This is a genomic window from Marinobacter halotolerans (assembly GCF_008795985.1).
GTDB lineage: Bacteria > Pseudomonadota > Gammaproteobacteria > Pseudomonadales > Oleiphilaceae > Marinobacter > Marinobacter halotolerans.
Window position 1 is genome coordinate 429,732 of the sequence record NZ_VMHP01000002.1, and the last position, 19,098, is coordinate 448,829.

The window sequence follows — 19,098 nt, forward strand, 5'->3', positions numbered from 1 at the left end:
CGTACCTTTTAATCAGTCGTTATCGGTCGTTTTTCAGACAGTGTCGAACAGCGGCAGGGTGCAAAAACACCCGCAAAGGCGCAAGGATACCGCATCTGAAAAGGAGCGTCAGGCTACAGGTTAAGAAATTCCTTGAGTGCTGGTACGGATATTGCGGTAGCCAGTGGAAACGGGCCCCTTGTGTCAAAAAAACGACCGGCCCTGTCAGTAACAAACCGCCTATCGGAGACTTTTCCGGCATGGACCGAGCGTTAGCCCTCAGCAGTGTCAAATCCCTGACGCGGGGAAATATTGGTATACCCGTGATGCTGATGGGTTTGCTGGGCATGATGATTCTGCCCATGCCGACCTTCCTGCTGGACGTGTTCTTCACGTTCAACATCACGCTGTCCATGGTGATTCTGCTGGTCTGTGTCTATGCGTTGCGGCCGGTGGAGTTTGCGGCTTTCCCGACGGTTCTGCTGGTGGCCACGCTCTTCCGGCTTGCCCTTAACGTCGCCTCGACCCGAGTGGTACTGCTGAACGGCCAGGAGGGCGGGGACGCGGCCGGTCAGGTTATCGAGGCGTTCGGTGCGGTGCTGATTGGCGGCAACTACGCCGTGGGCCTGATTGTATTCGCCATTCTGATGATCATTAACTTCCTGGTGGTCACCAAGGGTGCCGGCCGGGTGTCGGAAGTCAGTGCGCGCTTCACCCTTGACGCCATGCCGGGCAAACAAATGGCCATTGATGCCGACCTGAACGCCGGGCTGATCAACCAGGAAGAGGCGAAATCACGTCGCTCCGAAATCGCCCAGGAAGCGGATTTTTACGGTTCCATGGATGGTGCCAGCAAGTTTGTAAAAGGCGATGCGATTGCCGGCCTGTTGATCCTGGCCATCAACATTATTGGTGGTGTGGCCATCGGCATGATCCAGCACGGGCTGGATTTCGGAACCGCCATGCAGAACTACGCGCTGCTGACCATTGGTGATGGTCTGGCGGCGCAGATCCCCTCACTGTTGCTGGCCACCTCTGCGGCGATCATGGTGACCCGCGTTACCTCCAGCCAGGATATGGGTGGGCAGATTCTGCAGCAGATGTTTGACGCACCCAAGGCCATTGGCATTGCGGCCTTCATCCTGATTATTCTGGGTCTGATTCCGGGCATGCCCCATGTGGCGTTTCTGGGGCTGGGTAGCATCGCGGCGGTGATTGCCTGGTACATCTGGAAGAAGGACCGGCAGACTGTCGAAGAGGAAACCGTGGTTCCCGCCCGCAGTGGCGGCGCCCGCCCCGCCGGACGGGATATTTCCGCCGACGATCAGGGCCAGGCCGGCCAGTTGCCCGCTCCGGGTGAAACCCGCGAGCTGGGCTGGGACGATGTGTCCACAGTGGACATCGTGGGTCTGGAAGTGGGCTACCGATTGATTCCTCTGGTGGATAAGTCCCAGGGCGGACAACTGCTGAGCCGCATCAAGGGCGTGCGCAAGAAGCTGTCCCAGGATCTGGGCTTCCTGATGCCCTCGGTCCATATTCGCGACAACCTCGACCTGATGCCCAACGTCTACCGCATTACGCTGATGGGCGTGACTATCGCCGAAGCCGAAATTCACCCGGACCGGGAGTTGGCCATCGATCCCGGGCAGGTGTTCGGGAAAATAGAGGGCATCGAAGGAAAGGACCCGGCCTTTGGTCTGGATGCCAGCTGGATAGAGCCGGATAAAAAGGATCAGGCCCAGACCCTGGGTTACACCGTTGTGGATGCCAGCACCGTGGTGGCCACCCATCTCAACCAGATTCTGCAGAAGCACGCCCATGAGCTGCTGGGGCACGAGGAAGTGCAGAAATGGCTCGACCAGCTGGAGAAAATCTCGCCCAAGCTGGCCGAGGAGCTGGTGCCCACCGCCGTGTCTATCAGCGTCCTGCTGAAGGTGCTTCAGAACCTGCTGAAGGAAGAAGTGCCGATAAGGGATATGCGTTCGATTGCTGAAGCCATCGTCAATGTGCATCCCCGCAGCCAGGACCCTAAAGTTTTGACCACCATGGCTCGCCAGGCACTGCGCCGGATGATCATCCAGAGCATTTGCGGCAACGAAAGCGAGATTCCGGTGATTACCCTGGATCCGGATCTGGAACAGTTATTGCTCAAGAGCGTTCAGCAGAGTCAACAATCCGGCGGTCAGGATGATATCGGGCTGGTGTTGGAGCCCAATATGGTCGAGAAGCTGCAACGATCTCTCAGAGAAAGCGTTCAGCGGCAGGAGATGCTGGGCAAGCCCGCTATCCTGCTGGTTTCCGGCCCTCTCAGGCCGGTTCTGGCACGGTTTGCCAGCTACGGTGTCGAGCGCCTGCATGTCCTGTCCTATCAGGAAGTGCCGGATAACAAGCAGATAACAATTGTGGCGTCCGTCGGCCAGTAATGACGACGGTTCACGTAGCGGCCGGCTAGAAACATCGGAGGCCCTGGAGGAAGGTTCATCATGAAAGTAAAACGGTTTTTTGCCCAGAGCATGTCGGAGGCGCTTCGCCAGGTCCGTGACCAGATGGGGGAAGACGCGGTGATTCTCTCCAACCGAAGGGTGGATGGCGGCGTCGAAATCGTCACTGCCCTGGACTACGACGAAAATATGGCGCGTCAACGCCTTGGCGATGCGGCCAAAGATGCCACCAATGGGTCACGTCTGGCCGAGTTGCAGGCAGAACAGCACCGTAAACTGGAAGCCGAGCTGAACCGATCCCGTGATCGCATCCGCGAAGTCCGCGACGGCCAGTCGGAGCAGGGCAGAGCAGAAAAGCAGAAGCCGGCACCCACCGATGAATTCGCCAGGGCTTACCCCGAATCGAATGCTGACTCCGGCAGTGACTTCGCTGATGACCGCTACTCAGGCGAGCTGGCCCAGATGCGCGCCGAAATTAGCTCGCTCAGGGATATGATGAGTGCCCAGCGCCAGGGGCAGGGTGACAGCGCCCGTCGTAATGGCAGCAGGCCGGACGCCGCCGCAGAAAAACCCGCTATCAGCGCGGTTCAGCAGCGTCTTTCCGAACGGCTTCAGGAATTTGGTCTGGCGGCTGAACTGTCGGGCAGTCTGGCCCGGCGTCACCGTGAAGGCAGACTGGAAGACGGCTGGAAACAGAGCCTGAAACTTCTGGCGGCCGGCCTGAAAACGTCCCGCGGCGAGTGGGCCAGCGAAGGGGGTGTTTACGCGCTGGTCGGCCCTACTGGCTCTGGCAAGACCACCACCATCGGTAAGCTTGCTGCCCACTATGTGCTGCGCCATGGCCCCGAATCGCTGGCGCTGGTGACCACTGATCGCTACCGGGTGGCGGCCCATGAACAGCTTTTTGTATTTGGCCGCATCCTTAATGTACCGGTGCGGGTGGTTGATGAACGCCATTCACTGGATGATATTCTGGACGAGCTGTCGGACCGGCACCTGGTTCTGATTGATACCGCAGGACTGACCAGCTCGGACAAAGGCTACGAGGAACAGCTCAATGAACTGGCTCGCAGTCACCACCAGATCAAGACCCATCTGGTTGCATCGGCCACCAGTCAGCCGCGGATTATGAAATCGGTCTGGCATTGCTATAAGATGGCAAATCTTGCAGGTTGCGTGGTGACCAAAACCGATGAGGCGCTTACTCTGGGAGAGGCTCTGGGATTCGTCATGGAGACTGGTCTGCCCGTGGCGTACTACACTGACGGACAGAAAATCCCGGAAGACCTTCACCATGCACAGGCGGTTCCCCTGGTGCGCATGGCCGTGGAAAGGCTGAAGAAACTTCAGCAGCAGGCCCCGGTCGCAGTTTAGGAACAGCGATACGCAAACAGTATTCTAATTACAAAACAGTGACCTCGCTTTTCAGAGGCAAGAGACCAGAGTCAGTATGAGCAGACCACACCCGGTTCAGGTAATTGCGGTAACAGGCGGCAAAGGGGGCGTTGGCAAAAGCAACGTATCAGTCAACCTGGGTATTGCGCTGTCCCAGATGGGGCGGCGGGTGGTGCTGCTGGACGCGGACCTGGGTCTTGCCAACATTGATGTCCTGCTCGGTATTACCGCCAACCGCAATATCCAGGACGTTATTTCCGGTGAGTGCGATCTGCGCGACGTTCTGGTCAACGGCCCCGGCGGCATCAAGATCGTGCCGGCTTCGTCCGGTACCCAGCGAATGACCCAGCTGTCCACCCTTGAACACGCAGGGCTGATCAATGCCTTCAGTGAGCTTGGTGACCAGATTGATGTGTTGATTGTCGACACCGCCGCCGGCATTTCCGAATCCGTTGTGAGCTTCCTTCGAGCCTCCCAGGAGCTGCTGCTGGTGGTCTGTGACGAACCCACCTCGATTACCGATGCTTACGCACTCATCAAGCTGATGAACCGCGATTACGGCACCAACCGTTTCCGAATTCTGGCCAATCAGGTTCGCAACGAACAGGAAGGGCGCCACCTGTTCGAGAAACTGACCCGCGTGACCGAGCGGTTCCTTGATGTAGCGCTACAATATGTTGGTATGGTGCCCTATGACGAAGCGGTCAAGAAAGCCGTCCAGCGGCAAAAAGCGGTTCTGGATGCCTACCCCCGGGCCAAGGCATCACTGGCGATCAAGGCGCTTGCCGAGAAGGTTGACCACTGGCCGCTACCGTCCTCCCCGAGAGGCCATCTGGAATTCTTTGTGGAGCGGCTCGTCGAAGTCTGATTTTGGTCCTGTCACCGAGTAACTGGATACATGACATTGGCGAAAGAACTTGGAATCTACAAGAGAACCGGAAACGGCGGCCCTTCAGCGCTTGTTGAGGAGCACGCACCTCTGGTCAAGAAAATTGCCCTTCACCTGATGGCCCGTCTGCCTCCCTCGGTTCAACTGGAAGATCTGATGCAGGCCGGCATGATGGGTCTGCTGGAAGCCTCCCAGCGATATACGTCTACCAAGGGCGCCACCTTTGAGACCTACGCCGGCATTCGCATCCGTGGTGCCATGGTGGACGAGATCCGCAAAGGCGACTGGGTTCCCCGTTCGGTCCACCGTAATGCCCGCCGTATTTCCAGTGCCATCAAGGTTGTCGAGGACCGTCTAGGTCGCGAAGCCCAGGACTGGGAAGTGGCGGAAGAGATGGGGCTTGATATTAATGACTATTACGCCGGGCTGAGTGATGCCAACAGCGGACGACTTTTTAGTCTTGATGAGCTCAATGAATCCGGCGACCTGCCGATAGACGAACAGAACGTGGGCGATAACCCGCTTGAAGGTCTGGCTTCGGCGAAATTCAAATCCAGCCTGGCGGGCGCGATTGATGATCTGCCTGAACGCGAGAAACTGGTGTTGAGCCTGTATTACCAGGAAGAGCTCAACCTTAAAGAAATTGGTGCGGTACTCGGTGTAAGCGAAAGCCGCGTCAGCCAGATCCACAGCCAGGCGGCGTTACGCTTGCGCGGGCGGCTCGCAGACTGGCATCAGAAATAATGCTTTACATAAAGTAGCGGCTTTCATAAACCGTGGCCTGCTAGACTGTCGGCCAACCGCCGAATATGAATTCCGGGCATTGCTAACTGGAGGTCCCATTGGACAAAAACATGAAAATCCTGATCGTGGATGATTTCTCAACCATGCGACGGATCATCAAAAATCTGCTGAGAGATCTCGGTTTTAGTAACACCGATGAGGCAGATGATGGCAACACAGCTCTGCCGATGCTTCGAAGCGGCAAGTATGACTTTCTGGTGACGGACTGGAACATGCCCGGCATGTCAGGGCTGGACCTTCTTAAAGAGGTCCGGGCTGATGATGACCTGAAGACTCTGCCCGTGTTGATGGTAACTGCGGAAGCCAAGCGTGATCAGATCGTGGCGGCGGCGCAGGCCGGTGTGAATGGTTACGTGGTAAAACCGTTCACCGCAGCCGTTCTGAAGGAAAAGATCGAGAAGATCTTCGAACGGATCCAGTAACCAGAGGTCGGATGGCTCTATGAGCAAGCAAGAGACGGACGGTCAGGGGCTGGAGCCGGAGGCCAAGGCAAAACTTCAAAGCCAGGCTGAACAACTGCTCGAACAGGTAAACGCAGGTGATTATACCGCCGCCATGACGGTGATTAACGATCTGACCGAGGTTAGGGATCAGAGCCTTTACCGCGAAGTGGGCCGGCTGACCCGGAGCCTGCACGAGGCCATACGGAATTTCCAGATTGACCCGCGCAATGCCGAGCAGTCTGAGGCGCTGTCCAAAATGACTGACGCGTCTGACCGGCTTGAATACGTGGTGCAGATGACCAGCAAAGCGGCGAATCGCACCATGGACCTGGTGGAAGATGCGATGCCCAGGGCCAGTGCCATGCGCGATGAGGCGGCGGAATTACGGGATGAGTGGCAGCGATTGCGCCGCCGGGAAATGAAGCCGGCGGAATTCCGGGCCCTGTACAAACGGATCGACAGTTTTTTTGTAACCCTGAATGTCGACGCCAGCGCCACCTATGACAACCTGTCGGAAATACTGCTGGCCCAGGACTTCCAGGACCTCACCGGCCAGGTTATTCAAAAGGTAACGGCGCTGGTAAAAGAGGTGGAAGAGCACTTGCTGAGCCTGGTGGTAATGGCCAGCCACGTTGACCAGATAACCGGGACGGTTTACGAACCCGGTCCAGATCAACGTGAGCCGGAATCGGCCGAGAAGGGCGTTGGCCCGCAGATCAAAGCGGACGAGCGGGAAGACGTAATGTCTGGGCAGGACGACGTAGACGATCTACTGTCCAGCCTTGGTTTTTGAGTAAGAGGATAGCGCATGGCGTTGGATGCTGATGAAGAGATTCTGCAGGACTTCCTGGTCGAAGCCGGCGAGATTCTCGAGAAACTGTCGGAAGAGCTGGTAGAGCTTGAGCGCCGCCCTGACGACAGTGATTTGCTGAACGCCATCTTTCGCGGCTTCCATACCGTCAAAGGCGGGGCCGGCTTTCTTCAGCTTGACGCGCTGGTGAACTGCTGTCATTCAGCGGAAAACGTGTTTGACACTCTCAGGAACCACAAGCGCAAAGTGGATTCGGACCTGATGGACGTGGTGCTTGAAGCACTGGACCACGTCAATTCAATGTTCGAGCAGGTGCGGCAACAGGAAGAACCCACCCCGGCACCGGAAGAGCTGATCAAGGCTCTGGATCGGCTTGCCGTGCCCGCCAGCGAAGACGAAGCCAAAGCCGGGCCTTCCGACGCTGCGTCAGCCGCGGAGCAGGATGATGGCGAAAGCGAAGACGGCGGAGACATCACCGACGACGAATTCGAGCAGCTTCTTGACGCGCTGGAAGACGAGAAAAAGGAAACCGCCAGCAACAGCTCGGACGGGGATGAAATTTCCGACGATGAATTCGAGAGCCTGCTGGACGAACTGCACGGCAAGGGTCAATTCTCCGGCCCACCGGCGGTGGAAAAGCCAGCGGCCAGTGCCCCTGATTCCGGCACGTCATCATCCTCACAGCAAAGTGGCGACCCCGACCTGATCAGCGACGACGAGTTCGAGCGCCTGCTTGATGATCTGCATGGCAAGGGTGGCAGTCCCACGGACGGCGCCGCGGCGAAACCTGCAGACAAGCCCGGCGAGCCTGCCCGGAAGTCGGAGCCAAAGCCGGCATCCAGGGCTGAACAAAAATCCGAACCAAAATCCGAGCCGAAGAAAGAACCGACCACTGCGGCCCCCGCTATGCCTGCGAAGGACGCGGCAGCGCCGGTGGCGGAAACCTCGGTACGGGTGGACACCAAGCGCCTGGACGACATCATGAACATGGTGGGCGAACTGGTTCTGGTGCGTAATCGTTTGCAACGTCTCGGCAGTGAGAGCGAAGACGAACACATGCACAAGGCTGTATCCAACCTGGATGTGGTCACCACCGACCTGCAGTCTGCGGTTATGGCCACCCGTATGCAGCCGATCAAGAAAGTGTTCGGCCGCTTCCCGCGGGTTGTCCGTGACCTTGCCCGTAGCCTCAAGAAAGAAATCAATCTGGAGATGCACGGCGAGGAGACCGATCTCGACAAGAATCTGGTGGAGGCGCTGTCCGATCCTCTGGTTCACCTGGTGCGCAATTCCGTGGATCACGGCATCGAAGCGCCGGATGTCCGCGAGAAAGCCGGCAAACCCAGGCAGGGCAATGTGGTGCTGTCAGCAGAGCAGGAAGGCGACCACATTCTGCTGTCGATCAGCGACGACGGTGCTGGCATGGATCCCAACGTGCTAAGGCGCAAGGCGGTTGAAAAAGGCATTTACGATCAGGACGCGGCGGATCGCCTCACCAACACCGAATGTTTCAACCTGATTTTTGCAGCGGGCTTTTCCACCAAGGATCAGATCTCCGACGTGTCGGGCCGTGGTGTGGGCATGGATGTGGTCAAGACCAAAATCAGCCAGTTGAATGGCCAGATTGCGGTGGAGTCCGAAATGGGCAAGGGCTCGCGGATTCTGATCAAGGTGCCGCTGACGCTCGCCATTATGCCAACGCTGATGATCAAGCTGGGTGAGCAGTCATTCGCGCTGCCGCTGGTCAACGTGGTGGAGATTTTCCACCTTGATCTGACCAAGAAGAATATTGTCGACGGCCGTGAGTGTATTGTTGTCCGAGACAAGGTGTTCCCCCTGTTCCATATCAAGCGCTGGCTGGTCCGCAATGGCGGTGAGCCGGAGCCCGATAACGCCCATGTGGTGATTGTGGCCATGGGTACACGCCGAGTCGGCTTCGTGGTGGATCAACTGGTCGGCCAGGAAGAGGTTGTCATCAAGCCCCTGGGTCGGGCGCTTCAGGGCACCCCGGGAATGGCCGGGGCGACGATCACTGGCGACGGTCGCATCGCACTTATTATTGACGTTCCGAGTCTGCTCCAGCACTACGGTTAGCAATATGCCCGGACATAGGAGAAATGGATGACGGTTTCTGTCCTGGTCGTTGACGATTCAGGGTTTTTCCGCAAGCGACTGACGGAAATCCTTACGGTATCGGGCCAGATCAAGGTAGTGGGTGTGGCAACCAACGGCCGTGAAGGCGTTGAAATGGCCGAAAAGCTCCGCCCCGACGTCATCACCATGGATTACGAGATGCCGGTGATGGACGGCATTTCGGCGGTGCGGGAAATCATGGCCCGGCGGCCGGTCCCTGTGTTGATGTTCTCCTCCCTCACCTATGAGGGTGCCCGCGTCACCCTGGATGCGTTGGAAGCCGGGGCCGTGGATTTTCTGCCGAAAAACTTCGAAGAAATTGCCCGGGACTCAAGCCAGCTCCAGAAGATACTGATCGACCGGATTCTTGATGTGGCGGGCAGCCGTCCTGGTGCAAAGGCACCGTCGGCCGAGAAATCTCCGGCCAGCCCCGCCGCGCCATCTCCCCGAACTGATCGACCTGTCAGGCCTCGCACCCCGGTTGCACCGCCGCCGGTGAAGCCTGCGCAACCCGAAGCGCCTCGTCCGGGTGCGCGCCGCGGGGCGGCAAAAAGATACAGCGTGGTGGCCATTGGCACCTCCACCGGTGGGCCCGTGGCTCTGCAACGGGTTCTGACGGGCCTGCCGGCGTCTTTCCCGGCGCCGCTTCTGCTGATCCAGCATATGCCCGCGAGTTTTACGCCGGCTTTTGCCGAGCGCCTGAACCGGTTGTGCCAGATTGAAGTGCGTCAGGCAGAAGACGGCGATCTGTTGAAGCCGGGGCTGGCATTGCTTGCGCCCGGCGGCAAACAGATGATTGTGGAAAACCGTGGAGGCCAGGGACGCGTCAGAATTCTGCCAGGAGACGATCGCCTGCACTACCGGCCCTGTGTGGATGTCACCTTCGGGTCACTGGCCCGGGGCTTTCCTGGAAAAACACTGGGCGTGATCCTGACCGGCATGGGCGCGGATGGCAAAGAGGGCTGCCGCCTGATGAAGCAGAGCGGTTCGGATGTCTGGTCCCAGGATGAAAAGTCCTCGGTCATCTACGGCATGCCCATGGCGGTGGCCAAAGCGGGTCTGACCGACGAAGTTCTGTCCCTTGACGATATATGTCCCCGGCTTGTGGAAGGGGTCTGCTGATGGACATTCTCAGCCTGCTGGGGATCATTCTCGCCTTTGTGGCGATCCTGGGTGGCAATCTGCTGGAAGGCGGCGCCCTCAGTTCTCTGTTTAACGGGCCGGCGGCACTGATTGTGGTTGGCGGCACACTGGCGGCGACGATTCTGCAGACCTCCTGGCCGTTGCTCAAACGTGCCGTAAGACAGGTTCGCTGGGTGTTTTTCCCGCCCTACATCAGCCTGGAAGACGGCATTGGCAAGGTCATCGACTGGAGCGTGAAAGCCCGCAAGCAGGGCCTTCTGGGGCTGGAAGGGCTGGCCGAGAAAGAACCGGAGCGTTTTGCGCGAAAGGGCTTGCAACTGCTGGTGGACGGTTCCGAAGCGGAAACCATCCGCTCGATCATGGAAGTGGAGCTTGAATCCCGGGAACAACGGGATCTGGAGTCGGCCCGTGTATTCGAGGCCATGGGTGGTTACTCGCCCACCATTGGTATTATCGGGGCGGTAATGGGGCTGATCCAGGTGATGACCAACCTTGAAGATCCCGAGTCTCTGGGCAGCGGCATTGCCACGGCTTTTGTCGCGACCATTTACGGCGTGGCTCTGGCCAACCTGCTTTTTTTCCCCGTGGCCAACAAGCTCCGGGGAATACTCCGGGAGCGAACCCGTTACGAAGACATGATGATCGATGGCATTATCGCCATTGCCGAAGGCGAGAACCCGAAATCCATCGAGCTCCGGCTGAAGGGCTTTTTACAGTGATCCGGCGTCGCAGAATCCAGGATGACGACCTGCACAACAAGGAACGCTGGCTGATTTCCTATGCGGACTTCATAACGCTGCTGTTCGCTTTTTTTGTGGTGATGTACTCGGTGTCCTCGGTGAATGAGGGCAAATACAAGGTGTTGTCGGAAACCCTCACTGGCGTTTTTAACGCCCCCCAGAGATCGCTACAGCCTATCGAGGTGGGCCAGAATCCGCCGGCGGCCGGTATCGGATCGGGAGAGGATGTCATCCAGCCCGCGGTGACTGAAGCGCCCCGTAATCCGGATATGGACGAGGCCGGTCGTACCGAGGCCCTGCGGACGATGGCAGACAGACTCGCGCTGGAGTTTGATGAGTTGATCAACCAGGGCGTGGTGACCGTTGAATCCAACGAAGCCTGGCTGGAGCTGAGTCTTCGCAACAGTCTGCTGTTTGGCAGTGGCGATGCCGAACCCCACTACGACGCGTTCGAGGTGATCGAGACCATCGCCTCGGTTCTGGAAAACCGGGACAACGCCATCCGGGTGGAAGGCTTCACGGATAACCAGCCAATTCAGACCAACGCCTTCCCCTCCAACTGGGAGTTGTCGGCGGCCAGGGCCGCGGCGGTTGTCCGGATGATGTCGATGGAAGGCATAGATCCGGCACGCATGGCAGCGGTGGGATACGGCGAACACCAGCCAGTCGCCCGTAACGACACGGAAGAGGGACGCCGCCGGAACCGCCGCGTCGTGCTTCTGATCTCCCGCGACGCCAGCATTCGTGGTGCGCTGAGATAGCCGCTGATGCACGAGTTGGCACAATATCTGTATTTACCCTCCGTAAAACCCTGTAGTGGCAATTGCTTGCCGAAAAATCTTCAAGTTGGGCGGATGACAGCCGATAATTCTTTGTATGTTCCGGTTGTTCCGGAGCGAATCATTCCGGGGAGTAGACTGTGCGGATCTGGGCTGTAGCCAATCAGAAAGGTGGTGTGGGTAAAACAACTTCTGTGGTCGCACTGGGCGGACTGCTGGCCGAGCGTGGTAAACGGGTACTGGTGGTCGATCTTGATCCCCACGGGTCCCTGACCAGCTGGTTCGGCCACGACCCCGACACCATCAGCCACAGTGTGTTTGATCTGTTCCAGTATCAGGGCAAGGTGCCGGAAGGCCTGCCTGCACAACTCATCACTGACACCAGTTGCGAGGGCCTGTCCCTGTTGCCGGCCAGCACGGCGCTGGCAACACTGGAGCGGAAGATGGTGGGCGTTGAGGGAATGGGGCTGATCATATCCCGCGCGCTGGCCCAGCTGTGGGATGACTTTGACTATGTATTGCTGGACAACACGCCGTCGCTTGGCGTGCTGATGGTGAATGCGCTGGCAGCGGCACAGCACCTGATTATTCCGGTGCAGACCGAGTTCCTCGCGATCAAGGGTCTTGAGAGAATGCTCCATACCCTTGAGATGATCATGCGTTCCCAGAAAAATCCGCTGTCCTATACCATTGTGCCGACACTTTTTGACCGTCGGACTCAGGCCTCGATGAAAAGTCTGAATCAGCTTCGCAAGAGCTATCCGGACAGTCTCTGGCGTTTTGCCATTCCTGTGGATACCCGATTCCGCGATGCCAGCCAGGCGGGAGTTACGCCGTCTGCCTTTGACTCCGAAACCCATGGAGTGCGCGCGTACGCCCGCCTGCTTAATGATCTGACGGAGGCGGCCAGTGTCCGTCCGGAGCGCCGCCGTCATGGCTGAAAGAAGGGCCGACAGAAAATTGACAGAGGTGGCCAGCCCCAGCTCGGCCCTGGCCAGTTATCTTGACGAACTGCTCCATACCGCGACGGATTCGGCCGTCGACATCGAGGAATGGCCGGTTGAACCAGAGGCCCGGCCCGTCGAGCCTGTTCAGCCAGAGCCAGAGCCAGAGCCAGAGCCAGAGCCAGAGCCAGAGCCAGAGCCAGAGCCAGAGCCAGAGCCAGAGCCAGAGCCAGAACTTGTTGCAGCAACGGAGCCGCCGGAAGAGGCACCACCCGGCCGCCCTGAATGGTCACATAAACCGTTTGAGTGCCTGATTTTTACCGTGGCAGGATTGAAGCTGGCGGTGCCACTCATCCTGCTGGGGGCCATTCATCGAATCGATGAACCAGTCAAGCCGATACCCGGCAGCCCGAAATGGTATATGGGAATGAGGCCGGGCCGTGATCGTAACCTGCGGGTGGTTGATTCCGCCGAGTGGATCATGGCCGGTCGCGCCCCGGCCGACGCCCGGGAGAATTACCAGTTTATTATCCGCCTGGACAAGAGCGAGTGGGGGCTGGCCTGTGATGACGTGGCCCAGTCGTTTACCCTCAAGCCGGACCAGGTACGTTGGCGCACGGCCCGCAGCAAGCGGCCATGGCTGGCGGGTACCGTGATTGACCATATGTGTGCGCTGATTGATGTGCGTACTATGGCGGATCTGTTGGTGCGTGCAGAACGCGAGCACCACCTGGATCTGAGCTGATCCGATTGATTGCCGGCAGCGCCCTGCGCTACTGGCACGGTTTGTGCCCTGAACTATAGTAATGGGCGCTGATGATGTTTTTTTGACGATCAGGTTGCCCGCCGGGCAGCCGTACAGGAGAGAAGGTTATGGCATCCGCGAGCGGACAACAGAATCAGGCTCATGATGATCAGGTACTGCAGTACGTGACCTTCAGGCTGGATGATGAAACCTACGGCATTGACGTAATGCAGATCCAGGAAGTGTTGCGGTACACCGAGATTGCCCCCGTGCCTGGTGCGCCGGATTACGTGCTTGGCATTATCAATCTGCGGGGCAATGTTGTAACGGTTATCGATACCCGGCGGCGCTTCGGGCTGGCAGACGCCGAAGTGACGGATTCCACACGCATCGTGGTGATGGAATCGTCCAACCAGGTCATGGGTATTCTGGTGGATTCAGTGGCCGAGGTGGTTTACCTCAAGGCCAGTGAGATCGAGACCGCACCGAACGTGGGTAACGAGGAAAGTGCCAAGTTCATCCAGGGTGTGTGTAACAAGAACGGCGAACTGATCATTCTGGTTGAGTTCGACAAGATGCTGTCAGACCACGAGTGGGCTGAAATTTCCGGACTGTAAGAAGGGCCTGAGGGCCTGACCAGACCGAAGATGGACGTCCCCGTGGTTCCACAAACGAGGACGTTCGTAATGACTGAAATTCTGATTTCACAGGCTCCCTGGCTGCTGACCGCTGCCATTCTCTGCCTGATGTTTGCCCAGGCCGTGTTCGCCCGCCGACAGATTGGCAAGCTGCGCGCGGAGATGAAACAGCGGTGTGAAGACCTGGGGCGCGAGCTCCACGCAACGGCCAGCGGCAGTATGGGCATTGGCCAGCGGGTGGTTGGCTGCGAACGCCAGTTGCACGAACTGCGCGGTACACTGGACGAAATGCGCCAGAATGACCCCCTGCGGATTTCCTATGATGAAGCTTCCCGCCTGGTGGACCTGGGTGCGGATATCGACGATCTGATGAACACCTGTGGTATTTCCCGACCGGAAGCGGAACTTGTGTCGGCCCTGCGCAAACGTCAGGTCGCCTGATGTCCGGAGAGTAGACCTGCTTCCTACTTGTTATCGGGTTTGCGATGGGTTTTGCGGTGGAGGGAGCGGCCCGCGTCCTCGGGTGTCCGCCCCTCCAGATTGAAGGCAAAGGCCAGAATCTCTGCAATCACCCGGTACAGGGTTTCCGGAATTTCCTCATTCAGGTCCAGCCGGGCCAGAATGCCGGCCAGCTCGGCGTTTTCATACAGTGGCACGCCGTGTTCACGGGCAATCCGGATGATTTCTTCCGCCAGTTCGTGAGTCCCCGTGGCGGCAATGGTGGGCGCCCGTTCACCGTCGTATTTCAGCGCGACTGCCGCCGGAGATGGCGGTCTCTGGTTGCTGCCTGTCATGCTCGTGTGTCCACCAGCCGGTGTTCAAGTTGTGTGGTTGCGCCTTTGGGGATGCCTCTGCGGCACTCAAGGTCCACAACCTCCAGCCCAAGGTCGGTCAGGCTCTTTCGCAGTTCCGGCAACAGGTCGGTGGCCTGCTGAAGAGTGGCCTGCCTTTCCGCCCAGACCTGCGCCGATACCTGACCGAATCCCAAAGCTACATCGAAATGCAGGGGGCCGGCGTCGTCAAGGTTCATTGCCAGTGACAGTTTCCATTCGGTTTTCTGCCCGCGGGCCCGTTTGTTGGATTCGTTCTCGCCGGTTTTTTCCTCGAGCCGCAGCTGCATCACCCTGGGCTCGTTGTTCTGGTTCAGCCACGGTAAGTCCACCACCAAGGTGTTGTTCGGCGCTGGCGCATCGGCGGCGGTTCGGGTGGATAACACCTGGCTGTGGAGTTGATTCACCGTGATCCGGTTCAGTACCCCGGCGAGCAGTCGCAGCATCTGACCAACGCCCGTGGGTTCAGCGGAAAACTGCGGCGCCTGGGCGGCAGCCGGATTCGGGAATTGTAGCGGCGACTGGATCAGCTCTGGCGTTGGAATAGGTGTCAGCCGATTGAAGCTATTGAGGTTCTGCCCCTGCTGCTGAAGCAGGCGGTCGATAATTCTGCCGATGGCCAGTTTCAGATCTGCCGGCGGTGCTTCTGCGCTTCTGGCGGTGCGGGACTCCGCAAACAGGCCGCTTTGCTCGACCCATTGCCGAATCTGGTTGGCCACCACCGACTCCGGTGCCCGTGTATAGGTGGCCTGCGGCGTGCCCATTGGCGTCAGCGGTGGTTGAGTGGGTGTCCGGCCATCGGAGGGAGTCGCTGCCGCCAGGGACTGGCGGGAGGGAAGCAGCGATGCAAGCTGGTCGATGGCCTGCCTGACGCTCGGCGGCAAAGGCTGACTGGCTCCGGCCAGCGGCAGTGCCGCCGGACGGGCGGCGGCCGTGTCGGTTTTCACGCCGGTGGTCAGGCTTGCAAGTACCTTGGCCAGGCCCGCATCCAGGGATTGTTGCCAGGGCAGGCGCTGGGCCAGTGCCCGGGCGACGCTGGATTCGGCTGTGGGGGCCAGCTTTCCCATCAGCTGCAGCTCGTTGCCGGCGCGCATCACCTTGACCCAGTCACCTGTCTGCAGCGGCGTTTTACCGATGCTGGCATCGACTGCCAGGTTCTGGCCACGGATATCCAGCAATAGGCGGCTGGCGCCGGAGGACTGCTGACTTACAATTTCCGCGACCCGGGCCAGCACGGTCTCCCGGTTGGCGATCTTGAGATGTGCAAGCTGGGCTTTCGCCGAAGTTGCGGTGCTGGCATCCGTTGCCTGGGTGCCGCCCGCGGCGGGGCCAGCGGGTTTCGGAACCCCGTCAGGATTGGGTGGTGTTGGCGGGCTGGCGTTCGGTACTTTCATGGTGTCTGACATGGTCTCTGAATTGAGGCCTGATTAAAGTATTCCTCGGGCGCTTTCGTTATAATACCGCCCGCCGGCAGCAACTGCTTTGCCAGCTCAATGAATCAGTTCCGGGGCCCTAATGTCCGAGCCACTACTACAGGCTGTCGATCTACACTGTGAGCGGGACGATCGCACCCTTTTCCGGGATCTGTCTTTCTCCATACTGCCCGCTACCCTGACCCGTGTCGAGGGGCCTAACGGTTCCGGCAAGACCACGCTGCTCAGGGTGCTGGCCGGCCTTAATGACAATGCGGACGGGCAGATTCTCTGGCGTGGCCAAAACCGTCGTATCAATCGCGAATCCTTCCTGCGTAATACTCTTTACATCGGTCACCGCCCCGGCATCAAGCCCTTGCTGTCGCCCCTGGAGAATCTTGAAGCCTTGACCGCCGGCCGCAAACCCCGCTCCCGGTGTGATCTGTTGCAGGCGTTACGGGGTACTGGCCTGTCGGGCTTCGAGACGGTTCCTTGTCGCAGGCTGTCGGCTGGACAGCAGCGCCGGGTGGCATTGGCCAGATTGCTGATTGCCGATGAACCCTTGTGGATTCTCGATGAGATCTTTACCGCCATTGATGCCCAGGGTGTGGAAGCCCTCGAAGGGTTGCTGGTTCAGCGGGTCAGGGAAGGGGGCAGTATTATTGTCACGACTCACCACGATCTGCAGGTGCCGGGTATGCAGCGGATCACGTTGGGGGAGGGCCCGGATGAGTTCTGAAATCTCGGCCGGAGTGCCAGCGGCCATGAAAGCGGTGATATTGGGTGATCTCCGGGCCTGGTTCCGCCAGCCCCAGGACCTGTTGAATCCGCTCCTGTTTTTCGTGCTGGTGGTGATGCTGTTTCCCCTGGGGGTAAGCCCGGAAATCGGCTTTCTGCAACAGGCCGGTGCCGGTATCCTGTGGGTGGCTGCTCTTCTATCGGTGCTGCTGTCGCTGGATCATCTTTTCCGTCATGATTTTGACAATGGCACACTGGAGCAACTGGTCCTCCAGCCCCAGCCTCTGTTCCTGCTGGTACTGGCGAAGTCGCTGGCGCACTGGCTGTTAACTGGCCTGCCGCTGGTGCTGCTGACGCCGCTGTTGGCGGTGATGGTGCATCTGGACGGGAACTCCATTGCCATTCTCTGTCTAACGCTGCTGATCGGAACACCGGTGTTAAGCCTGATTGGCGCCATTGGCGCGGCCCTGACCCTGGGGCTGAGGTCCGCTGGAGTGCTCTTGTCGCTGATGATCATTCCGCTGTACATTCCGGTGCTGATTTTCGGCACGGGTACGGTGATGGCTGCCTCCGAAGGCGCGCCAGTCAGCGGGCAACTGGCATTGATGGGCGCGTTTCTGGTGCTGGCACTGACCCTGGCACCCTTTGCGGCCGCGGCAGCGCTGCGAATCAGCCTGTCTAACGGATAACCGAAAGACGCAACGAGGAAGGTGAACACCGAATGTGGCAAATTTTTCACAAGCTGGGGTCTCCCAAGTGGTTCTATGACATCGCGTCCCGGCTGATGCCATGGCTGCTGTGGGCTGGCGCAGCGCTGTTTCTGGCGGGAATAGTCTGGGGGCTGGCGTTCGCGCCACAGGATTACCTGCAGGGCAACAGCTACCGGATCATCTTCATTCATGTGCCCACCGCCTTTCTGGCGCAGTCTGTTTACCTCATGATGGCAGCGGCGGCCGTGGTAACCCTGGTGTGGCGTATGAAACTTGCCGATGTGTTCGTGAAGTCCGCGGCCCCGGTTGGCGCCGTGCTTACGTTTCTGGCGCTGTTTACCGGAGCGGTTTGGGGCAAGCCGACCTGGGGAACCTGGTGGATATGGGACGCCCGGCTTACTTCCATGCTGATACTGCTCTTCCTGTACTTCGGCGCCATTGCCCTGGGCAATGCCATCTCCGATGAGAAGTCCTCCGCCAAAGCGGTGGCCGTGCTGGTGCTGGTTGGCGTGGTGAATATCCCTATTATCAAATACTCGGTGGAGTGGTGGAATACGCTGCACCAGCCCGCCACCTTCAAGCTTACGGAAAAGCCGACCATGCCCGCGGAAATGTGGGTGCCGCTGTTGATGGCGGTTCTGGGGCTGTATCTTCTGTTTGGCTGGCTGGCCTGCCTGAGGATGCAGACGGAAATTCTCGTGCGAGAGGGGCGCACCCGCTGGGTCAGGAATCTGGTGCAACCCGGGGGTAACGCCTGATGGCCTTCGATTCTTTTGAGGCATTTATTGCGATGGAAGGTCACGGGCCCTACGTCTGGGCCTGTTACCTCGTCTTTTTCGCGCTTTCGCTCGTATTCATTGCCTGGTCGAAAAGACAGCGCAGGGTAGCCCTAGAGGGTCTGGCGCGGCGCCAGACCACGGCCACTAAAACAGCGCCCGGTTCTGCCGGCGCTGATTTTGCGCGGGTGGGTTCCCCGGGCAATACGGAAAACCTTCAAACGACTGATGGTAGGCAAAATGCATCCGATTCGTAAAAAGCGGCTGATGATTGTTCTGTTTCTGGTGGCGGGTGTATCCATCGCCGTGGCACTGACCACCTACGCTCTGCGACAGAATATCAACCTGTTCTATGATCCCAGCCAGATTGCCGCGGGCGAGGCACCGGTGGATGTTCGCATCCGGGCGGGGGGAATGGTTAAGGAGAACTCTGTGGTCAGGGACCCCGAGAGCCTGAAAGTCGTCTTCAGCGTGACTGATTTCACCTCGTCAGTGGCGATGGAGTACACCGGCATTCTGCCAGACCTGTTTGCCGAGGGGCAGGGCGTTGTCGCCATGGGCCGCCTGAATGAAAAGGGCCTGTTTGTGGCTGATCAGGTTCTGGCCAAGCACGATGAGAATTACATGCCCCCGGAAGTAAACGACGCCCTGGAAAAAGCGGCTGGCAAACGCGCCAGTGCAAACGCCGGACAGACTGAAACTTCCACCGGTTACTGATACGGCCGACCACAGATTTCTGGAGTAAGTT

General features: G+C 58.9%; 21 protein-coding genes. 19 read left to right on the forward strand and 2 right to left on the reverse strand.

Translation table 11 applies throughout. From position 1 onward, the window contains the following. Positions 1-239: 239 nt before the first annotated feature. The 14 genes from flhA to FPL19_RS12365 all read left to right on the forward strand — a co-directional run bounded on the left by flhA (position 240) and on the right by FPL19_RS12365 (position 14,325). Entirely contained in the window at positions 240-2,402 is a 2,163-nt protein-coding gene (gene flhA / locus FPL19_RS12300; RefSeq protein WP_150912855.1) for a flagellar biosynthesis protein FlhA, read from the forward strand. A gap of 60 nt (positions 2,403-2,462) precedes the next feature. Further along, the gene (flhF, locus tag FPL19_RS12305) at positions 2,463-3,794 is read left to right on the forward strand and encodes a flagellar biosynthesis protein FlhF (protein WP_150912856.1); all 1,332 of its coding nucleotides are present in this window, start codon (positions 2,463-2,465) and stop codon (positions 3,792-3,794) included. Positions 3,795-3,870: 76 nt separating this feature from the next. Then, positions 3,871-4,683, forward strand: coding sequence for a MinD/ParA family protein (locus FPL19_RS12310; protein ID WP_150912857.1), 813 nt, complete (start codon positions 3,871-3,873; stop codon positions 4,681-4,683). Between the two features lie 30 nt (positions 4,684-4,713). Next, a complete protein-coding gene (locus FPL19_RS12315) occupies positions 4,714-5,448 on the forward strand; it encodes an RNA polymerase sigma factor FliA (RefSeq protein ID WP_150912858.1) in 735 nt (244 codons plus the stop codon). A 98-nt stretch (positions 5,449-5,546) separates the two neighbouring features. After that, positions 5,547-5,930: a chemotaxis response regulator CheY gene (gene cheY, locus FPL19_RS12320; protein ID WP_150912859.1), complete on the forward strand. Its 384-nt coding sequence runs from the start codon at positions 5,547-5,549 to the stop codon at positions 5,928-5,930. A 19-nt stretch (positions 5,931-5,949) separates the two neighbouring features. Continuing rightward, positions 5,950-6,744, forward strand: a complete 795-nt coding sequence (locus FPL19_RS12325; RefSeq protein WP_150912860.1) for a protein phosphatase CheZ — start codon at positions 5,950-5,952, stop codon at positions 6,742-6,744. 15 nt (positions 6,745-6,759) lie between these two features. Next, positions 6,760-8,856 (forward strand): chemotaxis protein CheA, encoded by a 2,097-nt coding sequence (locus FPL19_RS12330; protein WP_150912861.1) that lies wholly within the window; start codon positions 6,760-6,762, stop codon positions 8,854-8,856. A gap of 27 nt (positions 8,857-8,883) precedes the next feature. Continuing rightward, entirely contained in the window at positions 8,884-10,017 is a 1,134-nt protein-coding gene (locus FPL19_RS12335; RefSeq protein ID WP_150912862.1) for a protein-glutamate methylesterase/protein-glutamine glutaminase, read from the forward strand. Beyond that, positions 10,017-10,757, forward strand: coding sequence for a flagellar motor protein (locus FPL19_RS12340; RefSeq protein ID WP_150912863.1), 741 nt, complete (start codon positions 10,017-10,019; stop codon positions 10,755-10,757). The genes FPL19_RS12335 and FPL19_RS12340 overlap by 1 nt, the downstream gene beginning before the upstream one ends. Then, entirely contained in the window at positions 10,757-11,539 is a 783-nt protein-coding gene (gene motD, locus FPL19_RS12345; protein WP_150914196.1) for a flagellar motor protein MotD, read from the forward strand. The genes FPL19_RS12340 and motD overlap by 1 nt, the downstream gene beginning before the upstream one ends. A gap of 158 nt (positions 11,540-11,697) precedes the next feature. Further along, entirely contained in the window at positions 11,698-12,498 is an 801-nt protein-coding gene (locus FPL19_RS12350) for a ParA family protein (RefSeq protein WP_150912864.1), read from the forward strand. Next, positions 12,491-13,246 carry a chemotaxis protein CheW gene (locus FPL19_RS12355; RefSeq protein ID WP_150912865.1) on the forward strand — a complete coding sequence of 252 codons (756 nt, stop codon included), beginning with the start codon at positions 12,491-12,493 and terminating at the stop codon, positions 13,244-13,246. Before FPL19_RS12350 ends, FPL19_RS12355 begins: the two co-directional genes overlap by 8 nt. A 128-nt stretch (positions 13,247-13,374) precedes the next feature. After that, the gene (locus tag FPL19_RS12360; protein ID WP_150912866.1) at positions 13,375-13,863 is read left to right on the forward strand and encodes a chemotaxis protein CheW; all 489 of its coding nucleotides are present in this window, start codon (positions 13,375-13,377) and stop codon (positions 13,861-13,863) included. Positions 13,864-13,932: 69 nt separating this feature from the next. Continuing rightward, a complete protein-coding gene (locus FPL19_RS12365; protein WP_150912867.1) occupies positions 13,933-14,325 on the forward strand; it encodes a DUF2802 domain-containing protein in 393 nt (130 codons plus the stop codon). A gap of 23 nt (positions 14,326-14,348) precedes the next feature. On the opposite strand, the gene FPL19_RS12370 is transcribed toward FPL19_RS12365, so the two are convergent. Continuing rightward, the gene (locus FPL19_RS12370; RefSeq protein ID WP_150912868.1) at positions 14,349-14,678 is read right to left on the reverse strand and encodes an EscU/YscU/HrcU family type III secretion system export apparatus switch protein; all 330 of its coding nucleotides are present in this window, start codon (positions 14,676-14,678) and stop codon (positions 14,349-14,351) included. Next, positions 14,675-16,108, reverse strand: coding sequence for a flagellar hook-length control protein FliK (locus tag FPL19_RS12375; RefSeq protein ID WP_225314407.1), 1,434 nt, complete (start codon positions 16,106-16,108; stop codon positions 14,675-14,677). Before FPL19_RS12375 ends, FPL19_RS12370 begins: the two co-directional genes overlap by 4 nt. 121 nt (positions 16,109-16,229) lie before the next feature. On the opposite strand from FPL19_RS12375, the gene ccmA reads away from it, so the two are divergent. From ccmA to ccmE, 5 genes are read left to right on the forward strand one after another with little or no spacing between them, the layout of a single operon-like run. Continuing rightward, entirely contained in the window at positions 16,230-16,865 is a 636-nt protein-coding gene (gene ccmA / locus FPL19_RS12380) for a cytochrome c biogenesis heme-transporting ATPase CcmA (protein WP_150912870.1), read from the forward strand. Continuing rightward, positions 16,855-17,553 (forward strand): heme exporter protein CcmB, encoded by a 699-nt coding sequence (ccmB, locus tag FPL19_RS12385; RefSeq protein WP_150912871.1) that lies wholly within the window; start codon positions 16,855-16,857, stop codon positions 17,551-17,553. The genes ccmA and ccmB overlap by 11 nt, the downstream gene beginning before the upstream one ends. Before the next feature lie 32 nt (positions 17,554-17,585). Beyond that, complete coding sequence (locus FPL19_RS12390) at positions 17,586-18,332, forward strand: heme ABC transporter permease (protein ID WP_150912872.1); 747 nt, start codon at positions 17,586-17,588, stop codon at positions 18,330-18,332. Beyond that, a complete protein-coding gene (gene ccmD, locus FPL19_RS12395; RefSeq protein WP_225314408.1) occupies positions 18,332-18,607 on the forward strand; it encodes a heme exporter protein CcmD in 276 nt (91 codons plus the stop codon). The genes FPL19_RS12390 and ccmD overlap by 1 nt, the downstream gene beginning before the upstream one ends. Next, positions 18,591-19,067, forward strand: a complete 477-nt coding sequence (ccmE, locus tag FPL19_RS12400; protein ID WP_150912873.1) for a cytochrome c maturation protein CcmE — start codon at positions 18,591-18,593, stop codon at positions 19,065-19,067. The genes ccmD and ccmE overlap by 17 nt, the downstream gene beginning before the upstream one ends. The last annotated feature ends 31 nt before the right edge of the window (positions 19,068-19,098 follow it).